The sequence below is a fragment of the Salipiger sp. genome (assembly GCF_048261495.1).
GTDB lineage: Bacteria > Pseudomonadota > Alphaproteobacteria > Rhodobacterales > Rhodobacteraceae > Salipiger.
Genome location: NZ_JBLXFX010000010.1, coordinates 33,070 through 57,456, shown reverse-complemented (window position 1 = coordinate 57,456; position 24,387 = coordinate 33,070). Strand labels below are relative to the sequence as shown.

At 63.6% G+C, this 24,387-nt stretch carries 21 protein-coding genes; 17 read left to right on the top strand and 4 right to left on the bottom strand.

From position 1 onward, the window contains the following. The first annotated feature begins 39 nt into the window (after positions 1 to 39). The 6 genes from ACN0RJ_RS18175 to ACN0RJ_RS18150 all read left to right on the top strand — a co-directional run bounded on the left by ACN0RJ_RS18175 (position 40) and on the right by ACN0RJ_RS18150 (position 6,308). Positions 40 to 1,125 (top strand): TRAP transporter substrate-binding protein, encoded by a 1,086-nt coding sequence (locus tag ACN0RJ_RS18175; protein WP_417725151.1) that lies wholly within the window; start codon positions 40 to 42, stop codon positions 1,123 to 1,125. A 90-nt stretch (positions 1,126 to 1,215) separates the two neighbouring features. Further along, on the top strand, positions 1,216 to 1,818 hold the full coding sequence (locus tag ACN0RJ_RS18170) for a TRAP transporter small permease subunit (RefSeq protein WP_417725150.1): 603 nt from the start codon (positions 1,216 to 1,218) through the stop codon (positions 1,816 to 1,818). 1 nt (position 1,819) lies between these two features. Further along, positions 1,820 to 3,130, top strand: a complete 1,311-nt coding sequence (locus ACN0RJ_RS18165) for a TRAP transporter large permease (RefSeq protein ID WP_417725149.1) — start codon at positions 1,820 to 1,822, stop codon at positions 3,128 to 3,130. A 98-nt stretch (positions 3,131 to 3,228) separates the two neighbouring features. Further along, entirely contained in the window at positions 3,229 to 4,260 is a 1,032-nt protein-coding gene (locus ACN0RJ_RS18160; protein ID WP_417725148.1) for a zinc-dependent alcohol dehydrogenase family protein, read from the top strand. Positions 4,261 to 4,298: 38 nt separating this feature from the next. Continuing rightward, positions 4,299 to 5,378 (top strand): amidohydrolase family protein, encoded by a 1,080-nt coding sequence (locus ACN0RJ_RS18155; protein WP_417725147.1) that lies wholly within the window; start codon positions 4,299 to 4,301, stop codon positions 5,376 to 5,378. A gap of 54 nt (positions 5,379 to 5,432) precedes the next feature. Then, complete coding sequence (locus tag ACN0RJ_RS18150; protein ID WP_417725146.1) at positions 5,433 to 6,308, top strand: SDR family NAD(P)-dependent oxidoreductase; 876 nt, start codon at positions 5,433 to 5,435, stop codon at positions 6,306 to 6,308. Positions 6,309 to 6,404: 96 nt separating this feature from the next. Here ACN0RJ_RS18150 and dctP read toward each other — a convergent pair whose 3' ends face one another. The 3 genes from dctP to ACN0RJ_RS18135 form a co-directional block, all read right to left on the bottom strand. After that, a complete protein-coding gene (gene dctP, locus ACN0RJ_RS18145; protein ID WP_417725145.1) occupies positions 6,405 to 7,532 on the bottom strand; it encodes a TRAP transporter substrate-binding protein DctP in 1,128 nt (375 codons plus the stop codon). A 148-nt stretch (positions 7,533 to 7,680) separates the two neighbouring features. After that, positions 7,681 to 8,646 (bottom strand): LysR family transcriptional regulator, encoded by a 966-nt coding sequence (locus ACN0RJ_RS18140; RefSeq protein ID WP_417725144.1) that lies wholly within the window; start codon positions 8,644 to 8,646, stop codon positions 7,681 to 7,683. A gap of 86 nt (positions 8,647 to 8,732) precedes the next feature. Beyond that, on the bottom strand, positions 8,733 to 10,331 hold the full coding sequence (locus tag ACN0RJ_RS18135) for a carboxylesterase/lipase family protein (RefSeq protein ID WP_417725143.1): 1,599 nt from the start codon (positions 10,329 to 10,331) through the stop codon (positions 8,733 to 8,735). Between the two features lie 290 nt (positions 10,332 to 10,621). On the opposite strand from ACN0RJ_RS18135, the gene ACN0RJ_RS18130 reads away from it, so the two are divergent. The 7 genes from ACN0RJ_RS18130 to ACN0RJ_RS18100 all read left to right on the top strand — a co-directional run bounded on the left by ACN0RJ_RS18130 (position 10,622) and on the right by ACN0RJ_RS18100 (position 18,603). Continuing rightward, on the top strand, positions 10,622 to 12,295 hold the full coding sequence (locus tag ACN0RJ_RS18130; RefSeq protein WP_417725142.1) for an ABC transporter substrate-binding protein: 1,674 nt from the start codon (positions 10,622 to 10,624) through the stop codon (positions 12,293 to 12,295). Positions 12,296 to 12,377: 82 nt separating this feature from the next. Then, positions 12,378 to 13,421 carry an ABC transporter ATP-binding protein gene (locus ACN0RJ_RS18125; protein WP_417725141.1) on the top strand — a complete coding sequence of 348 codons (1,044 nt, stop codon included), beginning with the start codon at positions 12,378 to 12,380 and terminating at the stop codon, positions 13,419 to 13,421. A gap of 34 nt (positions 13,422 to 13,455) precedes the next feature. Then, the gene (locus tag ACN0RJ_RS18120; protein ID WP_417725140.1) at positions 13,456 to 14,370 is read left to right on the top strand and encodes an ABC transporter permease; all 915 of its coding nucleotides are present in this window, start codon (positions 13,456 to 13,458) and stop codon (positions 14,368 to 14,370) included. Then, positions 14,367 to 15,227, top strand: a complete 861-nt coding sequence (locus tag ACN0RJ_RS18115; protein ID WP_417725139.1) for an ABC transporter permease — start codon at positions 14,367 to 14,369, stop codon at positions 15,225 to 15,227. The genes ACN0RJ_RS18120 and ACN0RJ_RS18115 overlap by 4 nt, the downstream gene beginning before the upstream one ends. 55 nt (positions 15,228 to 15,282) lie before the next feature. Next, positions 15,283 to 16,329 (top strand): ABC transporter ATP-binding protein, encoded by a 1,047-nt coding sequence (locus ACN0RJ_RS18110; RefSeq protein WP_417725138.1) that lies wholly within the window; start codon positions 15,283 to 15,285, stop codon positions 16,327 to 16,329. A 71-nt stretch (positions 16,330 to 16,400) separates the two neighbouring features. Continuing rightward, positions 16,401 to 17,195, top strand: a complete 795-nt coding sequence (locus ACN0RJ_RS18105; protein ID WP_417725137.1) for an enoyl-CoA hydratase-related protein — start codon at positions 16,401 to 16,403, stop codon at positions 17,193 to 17,195. A 199-nt stretch (positions 17,196 to 17,394) separates the two neighbouring features. Beyond that, positions 17,395 to 18,603 carry a CaiB/BaiF CoA transferase family protein gene (locus ACN0RJ_RS18100; protein WP_417725136.1) on the top strand — a complete coding sequence of 403 codons (1,209 nt, stop codon included), beginning with the start codon at positions 17,395 to 17,397 and terminating at the stop codon, positions 18,601 to 18,603. 68 nt (positions 18,604 to 18,671) lie between these two features. On the opposite strand, the gene ACN0RJ_RS18095 is transcribed toward ACN0RJ_RS18100, so the two are convergent. Next, positions 18,672 to 20,000 carry an amidase gene (locus ACN0RJ_RS18095; protein WP_417725135.1) on the bottom strand — a complete coding sequence of 443 codons (1,329 nt, stop codon included), beginning with the start codon at positions 19,998 to 20,000 and terminating at the stop codon, positions 18,672 to 18,674. A 233-nt stretch (positions 20,001 to 20,233) separates the two neighbouring features. Here ACN0RJ_RS18095 and ACN0RJ_RS18090 point away from each other — a divergent pair, with 233 nt between their 5' ends. The 4 genes from ACN0RJ_RS18090 to ACN0RJ_RS18075 all read left to right on the top strand — a co-directional run bounded on the left by ACN0RJ_RS18090 (position 20,234) and on the right by ACN0RJ_RS18075 (position 24,158). Next, positions 20,234 to 21,259, top strand: a complete 1,026-nt coding sequence (locus tag ACN0RJ_RS18090) for an extracellular solute-binding protein (RefSeq protein WP_417725134.1) — start codon at positions 20,234 to 20,236, stop codon at positions 21,257 to 21,259. A gap of 185 nt (positions 21,260 to 21,444) precedes the next feature. Next, positions 21,445 to 22,506: an ABC transporter ATP-binding protein gene (locus tag ACN0RJ_RS18085; RefSeq protein ID WP_417725133.1), complete on the top strand. Its 1,062-nt coding sequence runs from the start codon at positions 21,445 to 21,447 to the stop codon at positions 22,504 to 22,506. A gap of 4 nt (positions 22,507 to 22,510) precedes the next feature. Then, the gene (locus ACN0RJ_RS18080) at positions 22,511 to 23,374 is read left to right on the top strand and encodes an ABC transporter permease (RefSeq protein ID WP_417725132.1); all 864 of its coding nucleotides are present in this window, start codon (positions 22,511 to 22,513) and stop codon (positions 23,372 to 23,374) included. Then, positions 23,364 to 24,158, top strand: coding sequence for an ABC transporter permease (locus tag ACN0RJ_RS18075; RefSeq protein ID WP_417725131.1), 795 nt, complete (start codon positions 23,364 to 23,366; stop codon positions 24,156 to 24,158). Before ACN0RJ_RS18080 ends, ACN0RJ_RS18075 begins: the two co-directional genes overlap by 11 nt. Positions 24,159 to 24,387: the final 229 nt, after the last annotated feature.

Below are 24,387 nucleotides of genomic sequence, written 5' to 3'. Positions count from 1 at the left end.
GCAAAAATGTCAGCGACGCGGAAAACGGGAGGAGACCCAATGAAAAAGCATGGCATCCTGAACAAGGGGATGATCGCGGCGACCCTGGGCATGATGGCCCTGTCCAGTGCGGGCATGGCCGCGGCCGGCACCGTGGACGATATCCGGTTCGAGACCGTCGCGGACTACAGCTCGTCCTTCTGGTACAAGGACTTCCAGCAGCCGTACTTCGAAACGACCCTACCCGAAGCCTCCGGAGGAAAGCTCACGGCCAATGCCGTGCCGTTCGACCAGCTCGGCCTGACCGGATTCGAGCTGATGAAGCTGCTGCGCACCGGGGTGTATGACATCGCTTCCGGATCGTTGGCCTATGTGACCCAGGACAGCCCCGAGATGGAAGGCGCCAGCCTGGCCGCCGTCACCCCGGACATTGCCAGCTTCAAGGCGGCGTATGAGGCCTATCGCCCGGTTCTCGACCGCGAATTCGCCGAGAAATACAATTCCAAGCTGCTGGCGATCTATGCCTGGCCACAATCGCAGCTCTACTGCAATCTCGGCGACAAGAGCCGGACGGACCTTTCGCTGGCGGATCTCGAAGGCAAGAAGATCCGCAGCTTCGGCACTGCAATTTCCGATTTCATCGAAGGCCTCGGCGCGGTTCCCGTGGCGATACCCTTTGCCGAGGTAGTCACGGCGCTTCAGCGCGGGACCGCGGATTGCTTCATGGCCTCGTCGCTCTCGGCCTACAATGCCAAGCTCTACCAGGTGGTCACCCACGTCTTTCCGCTGAACGCCAACTATTCGGCCAGCTATGTTGCGATCAATCTCGACACCTGGAACAGTCTGACCCCCGAGGCGCAGGCGGTGCTGGAAACCAGCATGACCGATCTGCAGGCCCGGATGCTGGACCAGACTGCCGAGTACGAGAGCGGAAGCCAGGCCTGCATGGGCTCCGGTGATTGCCCCTACGGCGAAAACGGCAATCTGACGGAAGTGGCGCTGAGTGACGATGATCTTGCGAAGGTCAAGGGCATCATCGAAACGGTGATCCTGCCGCGTTGGGCCGACCGCTGCGGCTCGGAGCGCTGCATCGACGACTGGAATGCGACCGTGGGTCCGGTCGTCGGCTATTCGATCGCCAAGTGATCCGCCGTTGAAGGTCGATGCGGGACGGCCGAATTCGCACGCCCCGTATCGACCCGATCACTTTCCCGAAAACAAGATGAGTGTTCCAAGATGTCGTTTCGCATACTCCATGGCAGAATAGAGAAAATTTCGCAGGTAGCATCCTGGATCGGCGGCGGCGCAATCCTGTTCATAGCCGTGATGGTGTCCTGCGACGTCCTGGTACGCAAGATGTTCGGCGTGACGCTGCAACATGCTCCCGAACTCGCCGGATACATTTTTGCGGTCGCGATCACGATGGCCTATCCGCTCGTCCTGATCCGGCGTGCCAACGTGCGCATCGACACCGCCTACACATGGCTTCCGCCCCGCGTGAAGGCGGTGCTCGATGTGCTGGGCCTCGTGCTGTTTCTCGGCGTGGCGGTGATGCTGGCACGGTCCGCGTCCGAGGTGCTGCTGTCCTCGTGGGAGGCCAATTCCCGATCCATCTCTCCCCTGGGCATCCGGTTGTGGATCCCGCAATTGTTCTGGGTCGGCGGATTTGCGGTTTTTGTCATCGTGACGGGCGTCGTGACACTCTACGCGATCTCTGCCCTGTTCAGGCGAGAATGGGCCCTGGTCGGCAGGATCGCGGGGGTGCCTTCGGTGGCCGAGGCCATCGAGGAGGAAGCCCAGGACTACACCCCGCCCGTCTCATCCACCCTACAAGACTGAAATGGCCGAAATCATGTTTCCTCTCATTGCCGCAGGTCTACTCGCGCTGGTGCTGTTCGCGGTGCCGGTCGCCACCGTGCTCAGCGTTCTTGCCGTCGTCATGGCCGAGGCCACGTCGCGGGGCCGCCTGCTGAACGCCATGGGCGACATCTACTGGGAGCAGAGCATCGGCTTCATCATGATCTCGGTCCCGCTGTTCATCCTGCTGGGCGAGATCATGCTGCGCTCTGGCATCGCCGGGCGGATGTACAATTCCGTGGCCCAGTGGATCTCGTGGCTGCCTGGGGGGCTGATGCACGCAAACATTGGCTCTTCGGCGCTGTTCGCCGCGACCTCGGGCTCGAGCGTCGCGACCATCGCGACCATCGGTACCGTCGCCTATCCGGAAATCGAGCGCCGAAAGTATCACGAAGGTATCTTCCTCGGCTCGCTCGCCGCGGGGGGAACGCTCGGCATCCTCATCCCGCCGTCCATCGGACTGATCCTATTCGGGGTCATGACAAACACGTCGATCCCCGAGCTGTACCTGGCCGGGATCGTTCCGGGCATCGCGCTGGCCATGCTATTTTCGGTGACCGCCCTGTGCCTGTGCCTTTACCGCCCGGCGTGGAGCGGAGAAAGGGTTCGGACAAGCTGGCGCGCCCGGTTCAGCAGCCTTCCCGACTTGCTAGGTCCGGCGATCATCTTCGGGGCGGTTGTCGGCTCCATCTACGGGGGTATTGCCACCCCGACCGAGGCTGCGTCACTAGGCGTCTGTACGGCACTGGTCCTCGCGGCCCTTTACGGGCAACTCAGCCTCCGGATGCTCCTCGCCGCGTTCGAGCGAACGATGATCACCACGGGCATGATACTGCTGATCGTTTATGCGGCGTTGTTCCTGAACTTCGTGATCGGGTTCATGGGGGTCACCGACGCCATGCTCGGGTTCATGACGGGCCTGGGGCTGTCGCCGGTTCAGGTCATGTTCCTGCTGGTCGCCTTCTACTTGGTGATCGGCATGTTCATGGAGACGCTGTCGATGATGCTGCTCACACTGCCGATTGTCTTTCCGGTGGTCATGTCGCTGGGCGTGACAGGGTATTCCGATGTCTGGTTCGGCATCGTGCTGACCTTGCTGATGGAACTGGCGCTAATAACGCCGCCGATCGGGATGAACCTTTTTGTGGCACAGGGGCTACGCACTAACGGCGGGCCCTTTGGTGATGTGGCAATCGGTACCCTGCCCTTCCTGATCCCGATGCTCGGTCTGATCGTCGTGCTGATCTTCATGCCATCCGTTGCCACTTGGCTGCCGGATCTGTTTTACCGCTGAACGATCCGCCGCCTCCGCTGGCACGGGTTTTGCGGCAGCATATACCGGCCATTGCAGTATGGCGCGCATCCCATTTTGTGCCGAACAAGGAACCCCACATGAAGGTCATTGTATTCCTGGGCGAACGCGAACTCGAAATCCGGGATTATGCCGATCCGACGCCCGGCCCGGACGAAGTAATTCTGGAAATGAAAGCCTCGGGCATGTGCGGTTCCGACCTGCACTACTATCGCGGCCCGAAGCGCACGCCGGACCAGATCGTCATCGAAGGCCACGAACCGTGCGGCGTGGTGGTCGAGGTCGGCTCGGCTGTGCGGACCGGTGAAGCCGCCATCGGCGACCGCGTCATGGTGCATCACTACGACGGTTGCCGTACCTGCAACTACTGCCGCTCGGGTTGGACGCAGATGTGTCCTACGGATCGACGGGTCGTGTTCGGCGCGCTGCGCGGTGACGGCGCCCATGCGAAGTATATGAAAGTGCCCGCCCACACCCTGATCAAGCTTCCCGATGCGCTATCGTTCAAGGCCGGTGCCGCCGTGTCCTGCGGGACCGGCACGGCGTATGGCGCGCTGAAGAAAATCCGTCTTGCCGGCGATCACACGGTCGCCATCTACGGACAAGGCCCGGTAGGACTGAGCTGCACGATGATGGCAAGCGCGATGGGTGCGCGGGTCATCGCCTTGGATGTCAGTGAAGAACGTCTGGAAATGGCGCGGAATTTCGGCGCTGACGTGGTGATCAACCCGATGACCGACAACCCGGTGGCGGCGATCCGCGACGTCACGCGCGGCGGCGAAGGTGCCGACAGCGCGATCGAGTGCAGTTCGAACCCCGACGCACGGCGCCAATCCATAGAATGCCTGCGGCGTTGGGGAACCTCCTGCTTGGTCGGTGTTTTCGGAGACATCACCTTCAACGTGGCCGAGGTGATTCAGCTTCAGAAATCCGTCATCGGTTCGGTGACGTTCAGCAAGAACATGCAGAGTGATTGTGCCGAATACGTCGCCGAACGCGGGCTGGACGTGGATGCGCTCTTTACCCACGAATTCAGGATTCCGCAGGCCAAGGAAGCCTACGAGCTCTTCGACTCGCAAAAGATCGGCAAGGGTGTGTTTGTCTTCGACTAGGACGGTCAGGCGATGACGAAGCCAGGCAGGGGGTGCAGATGACGACCGACATTCCGGTCTTTGGCCGTGTTCACCCGGTGAACGAGGAATGGCTTGCAAGGGCCGCACCCGAGACTCCGCTGGAGCCGGATCTCGCGATCGTCGATCCGCATGTCCACCTCTGGAATCATTTCCCCGACCAGCCCTACCTATTGCCCCACCACGCCCGCGACTTGCGTGAGAGCGGTCACGACGTGGTTGCTTCGATCCATGTCGAATGCAAGACGATGTACCGCACGCATGGTCCCGACCACCTGCGTCCTCTGGGCGAAACCGAATTTGTCGCCGCGTTGGCGGCGACGGCCGACCGCGATCTGCAGACGAAAACCCGCATCGCCGCGGGCATTGTCGCCTTTGCCGACCTGCGGCAGGGCGACAAGGCGGTTACCCTGATCCAGGCGCATACGGAGGCGGCACAGGGTCGGTTAGTCGGCATCCGTCAGGTCGGGAAATGGGACAGCGATCCGCGTCTGTTCGGCCTGCGTCCCGGAAAACCGGACGACAATGCCAAGTTCTTTGCGACGGAGCGGGGGCTTTACGGCGATCCCGCCTTCCGGCGCGGGCTGCGTCGGCTGGCGGACCTGGGCCTGTGTTTCGATGCCAGCGTCTTTCACCCGCAACTGTCCGAGCTTGCCGACCTTGCCCGCGCGGTGCCCGAGGCACGCATCGTCCTGGTGCACAACGGAAGTCCCGTCGGGCATGCCGCCTATGCCGGCCCCGACAGCGACACCCATCGCATCTGGCTGGACGGGATGAAGCGTGTCGCGGACTGTCCGAACGTGTCGATCAAGCTTGGCGGCATGCTCATGAACCTCGGGAACTACGACTTCCTGCATGCGGATGCGCCGATCGGCTCGGCCGCGCTGGCCGAGCTCTGGCATCCCTGGATCGCCCCCTGTCTCGACCTCTTCGGGCCGGAGCGCTGCATGGCGTCGTCGAATTTCCCCGTCGAGAAGGCCGGGATGTCCTACGGCACCCTTTGGAACATGTTCAAGCGCGTGACTGCTTCATGCTCGGATGACGCGCGGAATATGATCTTCGGCGGCACCGCCCGGCGAGTCTACGGGCTGCAGCTCTGACCCGAGGCGGACATTGCAGGCCTGAAATCATGAAAGAAGACAGGATCGGCTGATATGAACGAGAACACGGCGACACCGCGCATCACGCCTCGGGACTGGATGAAACGGTCGATGATCGACGGCATGGTTGCCCTGGTCGCAGGCGGGGGCAGCGGCATGGGCGCCGCGACCGCGCGAACCTATGCCGCGAACGACGGTCATGTGGTGGTGGCCGACTTGAACCTCGACAATGCCGAAGTGGTCGCCCGCGACATTCGCGCCGAGGGGGGCCGGGCGATCGCCATCCGGATGAACGTCGCCGATCCGGAGGCGATCGAGGTCGCCGTCGCGGCAACCGTTGCGGAATACGGCCGGATCGACTCGCTGATCAATTCCGCGACGTGGAGCCAGAATTGCATGCTCGAAGACGTCGACATGAAAGACTGGGCCGACGCGTTCCAGACCAACGTGCATGGCCCCCTGCTGCTGGCCCGCGCCTGCTTGCCGTACCTGCGCAAAAGCCCCAACCCCGCAATCGTTCACGTCGGATCGCTCGCGGGGGTGACCGGCTATGCCCGAAAATCTGCCTACAGCGCCTCCAAGGGAGCGCTGATCGCGATGAGCCGTCAACTTGCGCTGGAATGGGGCGTCGACAACATCCGGGTCAACGTGCTGGTCCCCGGCACCATCGAAACGCCGCTATTCAGCAAAATGGTGCATCCCACGATCCACGAGCGTTTCCTGCGCGGCACGCCTCTCGGCCGCCTGGGCACGCCTGAAGACATGGCCGACCTCGCGGTGTTCCTTGTCTCCCCTGCAGCGTCCTTCATCACAGGGCAGGCAATCAACTGCTGCGGCGGCTTTTCCATGGACAGTTTCGTCATTCCCGCAGGCATGACGGAAACCCTGAAGGAAGCGCGCGCGCAAATGAGCGACGATCGGACCGACTGACACCTGTCCCCTGAACGCAAGAGGCTGCCGACGTCCGGAAGGTGTCGGCAGCCCCTCTCATTTCGCCGGAGTCGGAACCGGGGCGGTCCCGGCCCGTCACATGCCGTAGGTCGCGGCGTCGATCCCGTCGGTCAGGTTATCCTTGAACATCGCCGTCAGAGCCGCTTCGTCGAGCGGGTCGGCCAACTGGTCGTAGAGCGCCTGCCACTTGTCCAGGTAGCGCTGAAAGCGGGCATACACGACCTCGGGATCGGCCACTCCGTTGGCCTTGGCGGTCTCGACCATGCCGCCGGTTCCCGCATCGACCCATGCCTGAAGCGCATCGGTGATCGTTGAATCCGCCTCGACAACAACGATGCCGTCCGCTTGCGCTTGTTCCAGTGCCTTGCTTTGCGGGGCAAGGGACGACACCATGTTCCGCGCCATCGCCTCGGCAAAGAGATCGAGGATGACGCGACGCTGTGCGGTGTCGAGGCCCTGCCAGAACTCGTCATTGAAGACGAGCATCGGCGAGGCAAAGGTTGGCGCGGTGCCGAGCAGCGTCACGCTCTTGGTCACGTCTTCGAGGTTGTCCTCCATGTTCAGCGACGAGGGGCGCATCGAGATGCAGTCGGTCTGTCCGGTCTGCTGCGCCTGGTATGCTTCGGTCGACGGCACGTTCACCGGGATCATGCCGAGGGCCTCGGCCATCTTGGAAAAGGCACCGCCGGGAACGCGCACCCGCTTGCCCTTGAGATCGGCGAGCGAGGTCATCGGCGCCGTGTTGCACAGCAGATCGGTGTTCGCCGTGGCCCATCCGCCCATCGGGACAACGCCGTGATCCCGGTATTCCTGGTTGGCTTCGGCGTCGTTCACGATGAAGTCCGCATAGGCCGCGGCCAGCACCGTCGGATCCTTCACCTTGTAGGCGAAGCCGGACAGCGACTCCGTCACAGGGGTCTCGGACGGCGTGTAGCCGGAATAGGCAAATCCAGCATGGGCGACACCGTCCGCTATTGCGCTCAGATGCGCCTTGGCGGGAACCAGCACGCCGCCCGCGAACACCTCGAAGGTGAGGGCGCCGCCAGTTTCCTCGGTCACTTCATCGAACAGCCACCGGGTGGTCTGCGTCAGCGTCTGGGACTCCGGAAGCCACTGCGAAACGCGGTAGGTTTCCGCATCCGCCGCCACCGGCACGGTCAGGCCGAGACAGGCGACCGCCAAAAGATTTCTCATGAATGTCATGGGTTCCTCCCCCTTGGATTCGGGCCACAGCCGGCACCGGGACATGCGGCACCGGGCTCGTGCCCTGGGGGATCAGAGCAATCTTCGTGCCATGATCGGAAATGGCGGCCATTCTCCCCTTGTCGATCACGGGGATGCGGGACCGGCGTCAGTTCACCGCGGCTTCGCGCGATCCGAGGTATTTTCGCACCCGCTGATCCCAGTTCCGGGCTTCCCGGCGCACGAGGTTGACGAGCGGGCGCGCGGTGCCATGGATGGCGGTGTTTCTCGCCTTCACGATGCTGAGCTTTCGGGTGAGGGCCGGTGCCTCGATCGGCACGATCCGCACGTCGGGGTAGTCGGACCAGCCGCCCCGGCCCACCGGCAGGATCGCCGCACCAAGGCCGCTGTCGGCAACCGACAGCAAGGTGTGGAACTGCATCCCTTCGTAGACCGGATCGAATGTCAGCCCGTTGTCCCGTATCGCCTTTTCGAAGATATTCCGGGTCACGCTGGAACTAGCCGGCAGGACAAGGGGCAGCCGGCACAGATCGCGCAAGGTGATCGCGGAGAGGCGGGATTCATCGAACCTCTTCGGGATCATGGCGACCAGCGGTTCCTCGAAGAGCGGCAGAAATTCGAGGTCCTCGTGAAACGGAAATGCGGCACCGACGCCGAAGGCGAATTCGCCTTTCAGGATGCGGCCCGTCATTTCGTGCAGGGACAGTTCGGTCACGTCCACCGAGATGTCCGGATGCTTGCCCTGAAACCGTTCCAGGGCCGAGATGAGCATCCCGAAAACCGTCGAGGAGCACGAGATGCGGATGTGATCGACCGAGGCACATTGCGCGCCGCGCAGCTTGTCCAGACCCTGTTGCAACTCCGACATGGCGCGCAGCACGCAGGGCAGCAGGTCGGTGCCTTCCGCACTCAATTCGACGCTGCGCGTGGTGCGGTGGAAGAGTGGCACACCCAGCTGGGATTCGAGTTGCTTGATGTTGGCGCTGACCGAAGATTCAGACCGGTTGAGCAGGCGCGCGGCATCCTTGAAACACCGATGCTCCGCGACAAGTACGAAAACCTGCAAGAGATTCAGGTTGGCCGGCGTGTTGGAACCCAAGTTCGTCACGATCATGACTTTCCCCCCGATTGACCGCTCTCCCAAACGATCAGGTGCCGATGCTAGCCCTGGCGCCTCGTCATCACAAGGGTTGCGCGGGTCTACCGCGTCAGCAACAGCCGCGAGGTATGATACTCGTAGCAGGGCAGCGCATCCAGCGTTGCGCGGGCCTCCCGCCCCGGATCGGGCCTCAGTTCCGGGTCGGCGTTCAGCACCATGACCGGCCGGTCCGCGTCGGAATACGGGCGCCATTCCGGCAGGTGGTCATTCGCAGGCGAGCCGGTTCTTGCAAAGGCCGCCCATGTGGCCATCATCATGGTGCTCACGGCCGAAACCTCCGCGCCGCTCCCGACCAAGCCTGCCGCGGCGTCGGTCGTTCCGAGGATGAATGGGACGTCGCAACAATGCGGCGCGCGCAAGTATCCGTTCATCACCGGAGAATATTGCGCAAAGAGATATGCATGGGTGGGAGCGCGGGATTTCGACCCGTGCAGGGCGCCCATCCGGTAGGTGTTGCGCTTGAACAGTTGATCGGTTCCGATCGCGATCAGCAGATCGCTTGCCGAGGCGCGCGGATGCAAATCGCGATACGCGTCGAGGATGCGATCCATGTCGGGATCTTCGGCGGACAGGAACCGCTTCAGCCGGTCGCGGACCTCCGGCATGCCAAGGTGGAAATTCCGCAGGTCACTGCGCAGATGCAGCGTGATTTCCGTCTCGGTGCATCCCACAATGAGCGGCACCTCGGCACCGGGCCCGGGGGCGTCGGGATCGAAGGGATCGCGATGGAAATGCCGCCCGTCGACAACCGGCAGAAACACGCCGGGATGGATCGCGAGGGCATCCAGAAGGCGATCCACGGGCACGGCCTGCAAGGCTCTGCCCTCCGGTGCCGGAAGCCCGAGCGTCCGCGCCAGCACCCGCGCGTTGTGCGCCGCCTCGACCTTGCCGGCGATGCGAAGCCCGCCCGACGAACTCTGTATGATCGCCTTGTGGTACAACCCCGTCGCGGCCGGCAGCGCCAGCAGCGCGGCGACCTTGGCCCCGCCGCCGGACTGTCCGAAAATGGTGACGTTCCGGGGATCACCGCCGAACATCGCGATGTTGTCGCGCACCCAATTCAACGCCGCGACAAGATCGAGAAGCCCGACGTTGCCGGCATCCGCGAAGTCGGGGTCGTCCTGCCCAAGATCGAGATAGCCGAACGCGCCGAGCCGGTGGTTGACCGAGACGACGACCACGTCCTGCGCAAGGGCGAGCCCGCCGCCCCCGAGACCGCGTGCGGTGCAGGCATAGTTCATCCAGCCGCCGCCGTGAAGCCAGACCATCACCGGCCGCCCTCCCCCGTCGCAGCCCGGCGTGAACACGTTCAGGAAGAGACAATCCTCGCTGACCTCGCGAATGTCCGAATACCAGCCCATCGCCGGGTCGGCTGCGGGGGAGACAGGAACCTGCGGCGCGGACGGACCCCAGTGCAGCGCGTCCCTGATGCCGGCCCAGCACTCCGGCGGCAATGGCGGGCGGAACCTGTTGGCTCCCGCCGTCGACTCGCCATACCGAATGCCGCGAAAGATCCTTGTGCCATCCGCATGAGCCCCACGCACCCTGCCATGCACGGTCTCGACCGTGCATGTTTCGGACGAGATGGTCCGCTCGCTCACCGGCAAGCCCGCCGTCCGCCCGGATTGCCCGGATGACATGGGCGTGCCACCCCACCGCCGAAGGCCCGGGTCCGAGCAAGAATATCGGAATCTGTCACGCTGCGCCCCCGGTTTCGGATGATGGTCGATCCGGTATCCCATACCTCAAACCAGCAGGTGCGATTATCCTGAATTTCCGAATTATGCGCGTGAGTTCAAGACAATGCGGGTCCGGTTCCGGATTGAAACGAAAACTCCCCCATCCCTATCATCGTCGCCACCGGCCTCGGAGGAGGACCGAAGTTCGAGGCCGGAAATCTCACTTTCGTGAAATCGGGGAGGAATTGCGAATGCCTGTAAACACATCCTTGGCTCGGCTTGCCTCGGGCATCAGCCGACGTGCGTTCATTGCGGGAACAGCGGGGATCGCAGCAACCGCCACCCTGCCCGGACGGGTCTTTGCACGCGAGACCGGAACCCTGCGGATCGGGCAGATCGCTCTCGGCGGCGAAAATCTGGACCCGACGATCGAAGTCCGCAGCACTGTCTCGCACATCCACCTGATGCTGTACGACTGCCTTTTCGAAATCGGACCCGACAGCGAACTGATACCCGGCCTGGCCGAAAGCCACACCGTCGACGAGTCCGGCACCGTCTGGACCTTCAAGCTGCGCGAGGGCGTGCAGTTCCACGGCGGCTACGGCGAGGTGACCGCCGAGGACGCGGTCTTCAGCATCAATCGCTGGATGCAGCCCGAAGTGGCAAGTTCCGGCCGCACGGCGCTGGTGGATGCCGTCAAGGACATGCGGGTGATCGACAGGTACACGTTCGAAATCAGCACCGGGACCGTCAAGGCATCGCTGCCCTACCTCTTCTCACCGCACGAATCTGCCACCGGGATCGTGTTTTCCCGGAAATACCTTCTGGAAGAAGGGGGCGAGAGCTTTGACGAGCAGACCCGGCTGATGAACAAGCTGCCGATCGGATCCGGTCCCTATCAGTTCGTCTCGCGCACCCGGGGCCAGGGCATGACCTTCGAGGCGGTGGACAACCACTGGCGCGTCAGCCCGGAAGTGCGCCGGGTGGAATGGGTTCTCATTCCCGATCCGTCGACCCAGCTGGTCATGCTACAATCGGGGGAGCTCGATCTGGTCGAACTCGACCCCGACAGGGTCCGGCAGATCGAAGGGGCGCAGGACACGTCGATCTACACCTTCCCGGGCGGGCTCGACTACGGGATCATGATCTATTTCTCGTTCAGCGACGCGGCAAAATCGGTCCCGACATCGGATGTTCGAGTGCGTCACGCGCTGTCGAAGGCGATCGACCGCAAGACGATCATCGACACGCTCATGCATGGTTTTGCCAAGCTGCCGCTGGCGCCCTGGGGTGTCGCTCCGACGGCGGATGCGGTGGACCTGGCGGCAAGCAAGCCCTGGGCCGACGAACTGGCGACATACGATCCCGAGGGGGCGAAGGCGCTGCTTGCGGAAGCCGGCTATACGGACGGCCTGACACTTTCCATGAAACTTGCCAACCGCAACGGCGCGCTGCCCAACACCATCGAGGTCACGCTCGCCATCGTCGCGCAATGGGCCAAGATCGGCGTGAAGGTCGACATCGAAACTATCGAATACACGACGCTCCGGCCGTATCTCAACGGCGATCCCGACGACCCCTATATCGCCGGGGCGCTGGTGCCGTTTTCGAACCAGCCGCGGTTCACGAGCGAGAATTTCATGATCCCCTGGCTGAAGAGCGGCGTGAAAAAGACCTATCTGCTCGATGATCCGAAGCTGAATGCCCTTATCGAGGACATAGGCCAGGAGCCTGATGCGGCCAGGCGCACGGCATTGGGCACCGAAGCCTGGGACATCGTCCGCGACGGCTGGACATCGATCCACGTCCTGATGGCGGACACGCTCTACGGTGCGGACAACCGGTCCATCGCCTCGTGGCAGACGCGGCCGGGCTGGGCGTTCCTGAGCCGTCAGATCGAGACGATCAAGGTTCCCTCTGCCTAGACGGCAGACCAAGCGACCCGCGCCCGGACGGGCGCGGGCGTCCATGACCTTTCCCGGAACGGTGATCCCCTTGACAGTCCACATGCATGATCCGGAGAGTCCCCTGCTCGAAGCGGTAGGACTGAGGAAGCATTTCGGCCTTGGTTCAGGCCTGGCGTTCTGGAAGGAAAAAGGCAAAATCCAGGCCGTCGACGGTATTTCGCTCAGCCTTCGGGCCGGCGAAACCTTCAGCATCGTCGGTGAATCGGGCTGCGGCAAGACCACGGCGGTGCGCTTGCTGCTCGACCTGATGCAACCCTCCGCCGGCTCGATCCTGTTCGAGGGCGAGGACATCGGCACCATGAGCCGGGCCGATTGGCGCGGGTTCCGCACCTCGGTCCAGGCGGTATTTCAGGACCCGACCAGTTCGCTCGACCCCAAGCGCCGCATAGCCGACATCGTGGGCGAACCCCTGCTGCTGAACACCCCGTTGCGCGGTGCCGCATTGTTGGACGAGGTACATGCCCTGCTGGACAAGGTCGGGCTGAACCGCGCCGCGGCAAACGCCTTTCCGCACGAATTGAGCGGCGGGATGCGGCAGCGCGTAGCCATCGCGCAGGCGTTGGCCCTGCGGCCCAAGGTCATCATCCTGGACGAACCCGTTTCGGCGCTCGACGTGTCAATCCGCGCACAGATCATGAACCTGCTGAAAGACCTTCAGGACGAACACGGGATCGCCTATCTCATGATTGCCCACGATCTGGGGACCGTGCGCTATCTCAGCACGACCGTCGCTACCATGTATGCGGGCAGCTTTGTCGAAACCGGGCCCTCCGAAGAGGTCTTCGTCAAACCCTTGCACCCCTACACCGTCGCCCTGATTTCTGCCGTCGGCTCGACACGCGAAATCAATGCGAAGAGGATCATCCTTCCCGGAGAGACCGCCTCCCCGATCGACCCGCCGGGCGGATGCCGGTTCCATCCCCGCTGCTGGCTCGCCCGGCAACGGAACATGCCCGGACGTTGCAGCGCGGAACGGCCGCACTTGACCGAGGTGGCGCCCGGCCGCCGCGTCGCATGTCATTTCGCCGAAGACCTGATCGCCTCCGAAACCCGGCAACACGCCATCGCGGCGGCCAACACATGATCGCGTCCTGCCCCGGCCTGAAAGGGAGAAGTCCGTGCTAATCTACATCCTGAGACGTATCGGGCAGGGGAGCTTCTCTGTCATCGGGGTCACCATCCTGATCTTCGTGCTTGCCCGGACCACGGGCAACCCGCTCGACGTGATCCTGCCGATCGACGCCACGGACGAGATGCGCGAACGCCTGTCCGAGCAACTCGGCCTGAACGAAACCCTGCTGACACAGTTCCGGATCTTCGTGACCGATCTGCTGCACGGCGATCTCGGCAACTCGATCCGCTATCGCGTGCCGGTCTGGGATCTGTTCCTGGAGACCTTTCCGAAGACCCTGAGCCTGGTCCTTCCGGCCTTCCTCGTCAGCATCGCCGCCGGAATCCCGCTCGGCGTGATCGCGGGGACGACGCGGCGCCGGTCGACGCGCCTGATGCTCTCGGGTTTCGGGCTGGTGGGGCTGTCGATTCCGACATTCTGGCTCGGCATCCTGCTGATCCTGATCTTTTCGCTGAAACTGCACTGGCTGCCGTCATCGCAGGCAGGTGGCATCGATCACTACATCCTGCCGGTCATCACGCTGGCGGCGTTCCAGTCGGCGGGGCTGATGCGGCTGGTCCGATCCAGCATCCTGGACGTGTTGGACATGGAATACATCAAACTGGCGCGGATCATCGGTGTGTCGGAAACCGTGGTCATCTGGAAGCACGCGCTGCTGAACTCGCTGACCAGCGCGGCATCCTTCATGGGGGTCTTCATCGGCGTGCTGATCATGGGCAGCGTCGTGGTCGAGACCGTCTTTGCCTGGCCCGGATCCGGCCGCCTGATCTACAACAGCATCCTGTCCCGGGACTTCCCCGTCGTGCAGGGCCTGGTGATGGTTTCGTCCATCTTCATCATCACCATCAGCCTGTTGGTCGACATCCTCCAGGCTTATCTCGATCCGAGGATCCGCCGATGAGCCAACCGACGACACCGAGCCGCCCGACCGCAGCGCCGGGGATGGATCTTTCCGACTTTCCGGTCGCGACCATCGTCATCGTTCTGTTCTTTGTCCTGGGTGGAACGCTCGGCCCCTATCTGGCACCCCATGATCCGAATGCGCAGGACCTGCTGCATCGGTTGCAACCGCCAAGCCGGGAGCACTGGCTGGGCACCGACAGCCTGGGCCGGGACCTGCTGTCGCGGCTGATCCACGGGGCACGCGTGACGCTGATCGTCGTGGTATTCGCGCTGAGCGGCGGCGCGGGGCTGGGGCTGACGCTGGGCATCATCGCAGGCTACGCAGGCGGTATTGTCGATACGATCATCTCGCGTCTGATCGACGCGGCGCTCGGTATTCCGTCGCTGTTCATCGGCGTGCTGCTGGCGGTGACCCTAGGCGGAGGAGTGACCTCGGTCGTCATCGCTATCTCGCTGATCCTCTGGTCCCGGTTCGCGCGGATCATCCGGGCGGATGTGATCGCCATGAAGCATCGCGACTTCATCGCGCAGGCCCGGCTCATCGGCTGTTCGCACCTCCGCATCGTTCTGGTACACATCGTTCCCAATGTGCTCAGCACGGCGATGGTCCTGATCAGCATAAACATGGGCGAAGTCATTCTGATGGAAGCCGGCCTGAGCTTTCTCGGGGCCGGCGTCCCGCCGCCGACACCCTCCTGGGGGGCGATGGTGACCGAAGGTCAGGCCCATCTGGCGACAGCATGGTGGCTGACGGCAACACCCGCGACGGCGATCATGCTGACGGTGCTGGCCTTCAACATTCTCGGCGACTGGACACGGGACAGACTCGATCCGCGCCTGCGTGACAGCCGGTGAGATCATGAACCGTCAAAACGATTTCACCGACCGGGCGGACCGGCGAGGAGCGACCATGCCACAGGCGATCGGCCACATCTCCACCGATGACGTTCGCGAAGACGACGACGTGCTCAGGGTCGAGGGGCTGACGATCAGCGTCGGCAACCGTCGCGGTTCCGGCGTGGTGGTCGAGGACGTCAGCTTTGCCCTGCGACGCGGCCGCACCCTGGGGCTGATCGGTGAATCCGGCTCAGGCAAGAGCGTCACCGCACTTGCTCTGCTCGGCCTGCTTCCCGGCGCCGCGCTGTCGCTCACTCGCGGCAGCATCCGGTTTCGCGGAACCGATCTCGCACAACTCGATTCCGAAGGCATCCGCCGCTTTCGCGGCCGATACCTGTCGATGGTGTTGCAGGACCCGCTTAGCGCGCTGAACCCCGTGCTTTCCGTCGGGAGCCAGCTATCCGAACCGCTGCGCCTTCACACGAAACTGCGGGGCGGCCGCCTCAGGCAGCGCGCGGTCGAACTGCTTGAGTTGATGAAGATCCCCTCGCCGGCGCGACGCCTCAAGGCCTATCCGCACGAAATGAGCGGGGGAATGCGTCAGCGCGTCGTGGGTGCCATCGGGATTGCCGCCGATCCGGAAGTCCTGATCGCGGACGAACCGACGACGGCACTGGATGTCACGGTGCAGGCTGCCTATCTCGCTCTGCTCAAGGAGATCCAGGCCAAGACGGGGCTGGGCATCCTGTTCATCACGCACGACTTCGCCGTGGTCGGCGAGATTTGTCAGGATGTGGCAGTGATGTACGCCGGGCGTATCGTCGAAACCGGAACGACAGAGGAAATCTTCGGCCAGGCGCGGCATCCCTATACCCGGGCCCTGTTGCGCTCGGTTCCCGACGTATCCCGACCGCCGGAGCGACTGGCCTCGATTCCCGGAACACCGCCGTCTGTCTTCGCCATGCCATCGGGCTGCCGGTTTCATCCGCGCTGCCGGCTGCACGAAAAGCTCGGGCGGCCCGCCATCTGCTGCACACGGGCCCCGGACCTCGTGACCGGAGCGCCGGGCCGGGCCGCCGCCTGTCATTTCACCGCAGATGCCGCCGGGGACGCGCTTTGACGACCGCGGCCACCGCAACACCAATGGGCAGTCGGCCTGCCTCGGAACAATCGGACAGGATGGGACACAGCATGCAACAGAGCGAAGGCCGCGCGACGGGTCGGCAGGACGGAGAGTTGGGCTGGATCGTTTTCGAGAACGCGCCCAGGATGAACGCTCTCTCGCCCGACATGGCCGGGCAGGCGCATGCGCTGCTGGACGGATACGCCGCCGACCCCGCGATCAGGGTCATCCTGTTGCGGGGTATCGGCGAAAAGGCGTTCATCTCGGGGGGAGACATCTCGCGGTTCGAGAAGACGCGGTTCGATCCGGAAACGGCAAGGCGCGACACCGATCGCCCGGATGCCTTCTGCGCGGCCCTCCGAGCCGTCCGGAAGCCGGTGATCGCCATGATCCACGGCTATTGCCTCGGCGGCGGGATGAATGTCGCCATGTCGGCGGATCTGAGGTTCGGCTCGGAAACCAGCCAGTTGGGGATTCCCGCCGCGCTGCGGGGAACGGCCTACCCCGACTCGGGGCTGCGCATGCTGATCGATCTGGTCGGACCCGGCGTTGCCAAGGATCTGATGTTCTCGGGGCGGCGGCTGGATGCCGGAGCGGCGCTGCGGGTCGGACTCCTCAACGGGGTCTTCACGCCGGAGGAGCTCGAACCCGAATTGATCCGCTACGCCAGGACGCTGGCCGCGAATGCCCCACTGTCGATCCGCGCGTCCAAGTTCTGCATCGACCAGCTCATGCTGCCGGAAGAGCGCCGCGATGTCCGGACCATGCAGGCGATGCAGGACACGGCCAAGAACAGCGACGATTTCAAGGAGGCGACCCGCGCCTTCATGGAGAAACGCAAGCCGGTTTTCCGCGGGCGCTGACCACCCCGGTGCCGGGGCGCGCGATGATGCCTCCGACGGCAGCGGAGTCCCGACACGGACGGGCGTCTCCACCAGAGGCGTTCCCCTCCCCGCGACATTCGAGACACAGAGACATTGAAGGTGACGCATGACAAGCCAAGCACGGACGACAGGAAACGAACTGCTTTCCAGCACGAACAAGGGCCCTTTGCAGGGCGTCTTGGTTCTGGACCTGACCTCTCACAAATCAGGCCCCTTCGGCACCTATTACCTTGCCGCCATGGGGGCCACGGTCATCAAGATCGAGGCGCTCAAGGGGGACTCGGTGCGGGGCTATGCGCCGTTCATCGCGCCTGACGGTTCGATGACAATGTGGAAGGAGGATCCGGCCGCCATGTCCCTTCCGATCCTCAACCGGGCGCGGGGCAAACAAAGCGTGACCCTGAATCTCAAGACCTCCGAAGGGCTGCGGATCTACAAGTCCCTCGTGGAACGCGCCGATGTCGTCATGGAGAATTTCGCGAGCGGTACGGCCGACCGGCTGGGAATCGGATACGAGGCGACCTCGGCCATCAATCCCCGTATCATTTATTGCTCGATCAGCGGTTTCGGCTGGGGTGAGATGCTGAACCGCAAGGCTTTCGACGTCATCATCCAGGCAATGAGCGGCATGATGCTGGCCAGCGGTGAAGAGGGCGATCCACCCGTGCGCATCGGCATGTCGATCGCGGATTCGATTGCACCGCTCTATGCGGTCATGGGCATAAACGCGGCGCTGTATCGTCGCGAGATGACCGGCGAAGGCGAATATGTCGATATCTCGATGCTCGGCGCGCTGACGGGCTTTCTGGCCAGCGAGGAATGGCAGGCGCTCGAAGCCGTGGGCGGCAAGACCCGGACCGGAAACTTCAACATTCGCGCCACGCCGTTCGGGGCGTTTCGTTGCCGGGATGCCCATATCGCCATCGGTGCGGGCAGCCAGGATCACTTTGCCTGTGCCCTGTTCCGGGTCATGGGACGCCCGGAATGGGCCGAGGATCCGAACTATGCGAGGAACCCGGAACGCTCCAAGCGCAATGCCGAGGTCTGCGCCGCCGTCGAGGAGTGGTGCGGGTCGCGAACGGCGGACGAGGTCGAGGCCGCGCTGCTAGAAGTCGGCGTCCCGGTGGGCAAGGTCCGTACCCCGGCGGAATCCCTTGCGGACCCCGCGTTGCAGGCCCGGCGCGACATCACCAATTCCGTGCACCCCGACCTCGGCCCGGTCGGCGGCCTGCACACGGTGGATCTGCCGATCCGGTTTCACAAGAGCGATTACGGCACGGGCTCCGCGGCGCCGCGGCTCGGTCAGCACAACACGGCCGTCTATCGGGATTGGCTCGGATTTTCCGATGAGGAACTCGAAGCCTGGAAGGCCGACCAGGTGATCTGACCGGGTGGCGCGATACCGGAAGGCGCCCGGCCCAGGTCGGGGCGGCGTCGTGCCGCCCCGATGCCGCATCAGGTGTCCACGCCATCGGAAAGGCAGGGCGCCAGCAACGCGGCGGCCGAAATCGCGGTCCGGTCCGTGTAGCGCCGCGTGACGACCGAAACTCCGACGGGCGCGCCGGACGGCCCGGTCTGCCCAGGAACCGAGACGACGGGAACCTGGAGAATGGTCCAGATCACGTTCAGGGCGGACGAACCCGTATAGCCGAGACCCGGCGGCGCCTCGCCCGTCGCACTCGGCGCGATGATGAAGTCATACCCGGCGAGCACGGAGTCGATCCCGGCTCTGCAGCGGTCGATTACTTCGTAGGCCTCGCGTGCGGCCTGCGCCGATACCGTTTCCCCTTTGGCCACCAGGGTCACGATCTCCGGATGCAGCTCCGGTGTGGTGCGCATCTCGTTGAGCAGCGCGGTGCGCAACTCCCGCGCGATGATCGCGTCGTGAGCGTCCGAAAAGGAGTCAAAGCACGAGGGCAGGACACAGTCCTCGACCCGGGCCCCCGCCGCCTTGAGCCGCCGCGCCGTCTCGTCCATCGCGCTGCGCGTTCCGGTTTCGGCCAACTCCCATCGAGGAGGACGGCACACCCCGACCTTCCGGCCCGCCAGCGTGTCGAATTCCGGCGCGGCATCCATATCGTAGGCGTTGGCGAGCAGGATCAGGTCCCGCGTGTCCCGTGCGAAGAACCCGACCGTGTCGCAGGTCGGAGCAAGCGTCCTGACACCCTCTGTGCTGACCACATTCCAGGTCGGCTTGAAGCCGAAAACCCCGCAATAGGATGCCGGCCGGATCACCGATCCGCCGGTCTGCGTGCCGATGCCGATGGCACAGAAGCCGGCGGCAACGGCGGCGGCAGACCCGGAAGAAGAGCTTCCGGGCGTGCGCCCCGGTGCATTCGGATTGGTCGTTGCCGGCCCGCGATGGGATACGGCGAATTCCGTCATCGTGGCGGTTCCGACGACGAGCGCTCCGGCGGATCGCAGGATATCGACGCAAGCTGCATCCGCCCCGCGCACCAGGCCGCGATAGCGGGGCGTATTGCAGCTCGTGGGCATATCAGCGAGCGAGATCATCTCCTTCACCGCGACGGTGACCCCGTGCAGCGCTCCGCGTGAGGGTCTGTCGTCGAGCGCTGCCGCATCGGCGCGAACTCGTTCGACGTCCAGATAGGCAAAGGCCTTCACCTCGTGCTCACGCGCTTCGATCAGGCGCAGTGTTTCCTCTGCGACCTCGCGGACCGAACGGCGACCGCAGAGCGTTTCGCCGATGATCGCGGTCGCGGTCAGCCTGTCCGGATCGGCCGGGGCCCTTGCCGTTGCAGCGATCGTCGTCTTGTCGATCATGGATATCTCCAGTGCCGTTGCGGTGCATCCAGCCCGTTTCGCATCCGGACGATCATCCGGCCTGCCGTGCCGGCCAGCAAGTCGGCGGGGCACGGTTATACTCCCGAAATTCGGGACAATGCAGGGAAAAACAGGATAAACCCCTTCCCTTTCAATGCCCTGCAAAGCCCCGGGCGCGGTATATTGCCAGCGGTGAGGACGGCTGGAAGCAGCCGAGGAAACAGGAGAGAGACATGAGATTCCCTTCGGCAAAGGCATGGGTGCGGGCCGGTTTGGCAAGCACGTTCGTCGTGGCGGTACAAATCCCCGCGGCGACGGCGCAGACCCTGCACGTCATGGGGCCGGGCGGCGCGGTCGAGGATCGTTACCGGGAATACGTCATTCCGGGTTTCGAGACGGAATATGGCGTCAGCGTCGTCTACGATGCCGTGTCCGGTACCGATATCATCGCAAAACTGGAGGCCCAGAAGGAAAACCCTCAGTACGATGTCGTGTACCTGGTCGAGACCAACGTGACGCTCGCCGAAGACCTCGGCCTCTGCGCTCCGCTGGAGCCGGATCCGGTGTTCGACGAGCTGCTGCCGGCCGCTCATGTATCGAAGTTCTCGACGGGCAGTACGATCACCTACAACGCGATCGTCATCCGCACCGACATATTCGAGCAGCGCGGCCTGCCCGAGCCGGACTCCTGGCTGGATCTGGGCAAGCCCGAATACGAGGGCGAACTCGTTCTTCTGCCTCCGGCGGCAAGTGCGACGGGCATGTCGACGCTCATCATGATCTCGCGGGCGCTCGGCGGCGGCGAATCCGATGTGACGCCGGGTCTGAAATACATCGCGGAAAAGGTCAGGCCCAACCTCGTGACCATCGCCTCGTCCGCGTCCAAGGTTCAGGAAATGCTGCAGACCGGCGAGGTCGGCATCGCCATTATATCGTCTCCCCGCTTCGCGAAACTGATCGCGGACGGACTGCCGGTCAAGGCGATCCGCCCGAAGGAGGGCGCCCCAACGGTCATGACCACCGTCTGTGCCGTAGCCGGAGCGCCCAATCCGGAGCTGGCGCAGAAATACGTACAACACGACGTGTCGACCGATGCCCAAAAGGGTTTTCTGCCCGGGGACAATCCGGTCAACAGAAACGCTGAGCTTCCGGAGGCGGAAGTCTTCAGCGGAACGGGGGAACTCATCGCTCTCGACTGGGCGCGGATCAACGCCGATCGCGACGCCTGGATCGAAATCTGGAACCGCGAAATCGAATAACCCGGGCTCTCGGCCGACCCGCATTCGCGAGCATGCGGGTCGGATGAAGCCGGTCGCCCGCGCCGCCACGACAGCGCCCTTCGGGCCTGCGGTACGCATTTTGCGGCAGCGCCGGGCGCGGCGCGCAACAAGCTCCGTCCCGGCACTGACGGAGCTCCCCGAAAACCGACGTGAATCGAGACTTCATGACAAAGATCGCGATTGAATCCTTATGCAAGAAATTCGGCTCGTTCACCGCGATCGACGGCATCGACCTCAGCGTCGCGGAAGGTGAATTGCTGGGCCTGCTCGGCCCCTCGGGCTGCGGCAAGACCACGACGCTGAACATCATCGCCGGCTTCGAACAGCCGACCTCCGGGCGCATCATGCTGGACGGACGGGATGTCTCCCGAACACCGGCGCACAAGCGGGGAATGGGCGTGGTGTTTCAGAGCTACGCGCTGTTTCCGCATTTGACAGCCGCCGAAAACGTGGCCTTCGGGCTGGAAATGCGCAAACTTCCGCGCGCCGAAATCGAAACGCGGGCGAAGGAGGCACTCGACCTCGTGAAGCTCGCAGCCTTCGCCGACCGCTTTCCCAAGCAATTGTCCGGCGGGCAGCAGCAGCGTGTCGCGCTGGCACGGGCACTGGCCATTCGCCCCTCGCTCCTGTTGCTCGACGAACCGCTGTCGAACCTTGATGCCAAGCTTCGCGAGGCGATGCAGATCGAACTTCGCGTCATTCAGAAGGAAGTCGGGATCACGACGATCATGGTGACGCACGACCAGGCCGAGGCCCTGTCGATCTGCGACCGGATCGCGGTGATGGAGCGGGGGAAGGTCGTGCAGTCGGGCACGCCGCGAAGCCTCTATGACCTTCCGAACACCGAATTCGTGGCCGAGTTCGTCGGCCGCCTGAACCGCTTCGCGGGCAGGGTGACGGCGCGCTCCGGCGACGGTACCTCGGTCAGGGTGGACGGTATCCGTAACGACATCGTCGTGCGTGACGGTCAGAAGGCCGGCATCGGGACCGAAGTCATGCTCGTCCTGCGACCCGAGAAGATGACGCTCGGCCCCGTCGGCGCGGGCCGTTTGCCGGGTACGCTGCGATCCAGTGTCTTCCAGGGCAGCTACTGGCTCCATCAGATCGCATCGGCGGCCGGAGAGATATGGGTCTGCGAACTAAATCTCGGCCAGACACTCGCGCCCGAAGGTGCCGAAATCTCCGTCGGCTGGAATGACGCGGATGCCGCTGTGGTGAGGATCTGAGATCATGGCAGCATCGACAAAGCGGCCCGTTCTTCTTTCCGCGCCGGGCCTTCTGTTCCTGATCGGTTTCATGCTGGTGCCGTTGCTGATGGCCGGCGCGCTGAGCTTTCAGGTCTACGAGCAAGGCGTGGGTCCGACCAGCGACTATACATTCGCCAACTACCTGCAGATCGTGACCGACTCCTACTATCTCAGGATTTTCGGACGCACGCTTTTTCTGGCCCTGACCGTCTCGGTGATCTGCGTGGTCATCGGCGCGCCCGAGGCCTATTTCCTCCACCGGATGCGTCCAAAGTGGAAGGCGTTCTGCCTGGTCATCGTACTGGGACCGTTGATGATATCGGTGGTGGTGCGCACGCTGGGCTGGGCGCTGATGCTCGGCCGGAACGGCGTGGTCAACGACGTTCTCCTGTGGCTCGGGATCGTCGATTTCCCGATCCGAATGCTCTATTCGATGACCGCCGTCGTCATCGGCTCCGTACATGTGCTCGTTCCCTTCATGGTGATCGCGGTCTGGGCTTCGCTGCAAAGGCTCGACCCGCGCGTCACTCTCGCCGCCGCCTCGCTCGGAGCGACACCCTCCGTCACGTTCCGCCGGGTAATACTCCCCGCGATCATTCCCGGAATCCTGTCGGGATCGCTGATCGTCTTCGCGCTGTCGGCAAGCTCCTTTGCGACGCCCGCGATCCTCGGGGGGCGCCAGATCAAGGTCTTTACGACCGCGATCTACGACGAATTCCTCATCAAGCTCAACTGGCCGGTCGGCGCGGCGCTCGCCGTCTGCCTGTTCATCGTCAACGTGGTCGCAACCAGCAGCTACAACCGCATCCTGGAAAGACGTTTCGGAAGGCATACCAATGAATCGTAACGGCTTGTTCGCCCTCCTGTTTCACACGGTCTTCATCCTGTTCATCCTGGCTCCGCTGGTGATGGTGGTGGTGGTCTCGTTCACCCCCGAAGCCTACCTTTCCCTGCCGTGGAACGGACTGTCCCTGCGCTGGTTCGCGGCAATCGCGGATCACCCGGAATTCGTGTCCTCCTTCTGGATGAGCCTGCTGGTCGGCTTCATAGCCGCGACATCGGCCCTCGTGCTGTCCATCCCGGCCGCGCTCGCCATCGGACGCTACAGGTTTCCGGGGCGGGATGCCGTCATCGCGGCATTTCTGTCGCCTCTCATCATCCCGCATGTGGTTCTGGGCGTGGCGTTCCTGCGGTTCTATTCCACCACCGGCTTTCTCGGAACGATCTCCGGGCTGGTCGTTGCGCATGTGATTATCGTCGTGCCCTTCGCCCTGCGCATGGTGCTGGCTTCGGTCACGACACTTGATCGGGATTCGGAACGGGCAGCGGCGTCCCTCGGGGCAACGCCATGGCGCATCTTCACCCGCATCACGATACCGCTGATACTTCCCGGGATCGCGGGCGGGTGGATCATCAGCTTTCTGCAAAGCTTCGACGAGGTGACGATGACCGTCTTTCTTGCTGCCCCGGGAACGACCACGTTGCCGGTACGGCTCCTGAAATACATGGCCGATACGATCGACCCGCTCGTCGCCTCGGTCTCGACCGTGGTTATCGTGCTGACCTTCCTTCTCATGTTCCTCGTCGATCGACTTTACGGGCTGGAAAAGGTCCTGGTCGGTCGCGGATAGGCCTGCGCGGCCGGACACCGCAGACCCGACCAAAAGAACGGGCCCCGTGGTGCGGGGAGCCATTCCGACTTGTAGGACACACGCCCTACCTGCCTGCCGATCGAGAGGACGGCAGGCTTTTGTTTTTCCGCCCTAATCTCGTTTGATTTTTCCGCCATCAGGGGCGAACTGGCAGGAAGTTTGAACTTCCCGCGGCGAGCGCTCTTTTGTGCCCGTTTGATTTCGTCAT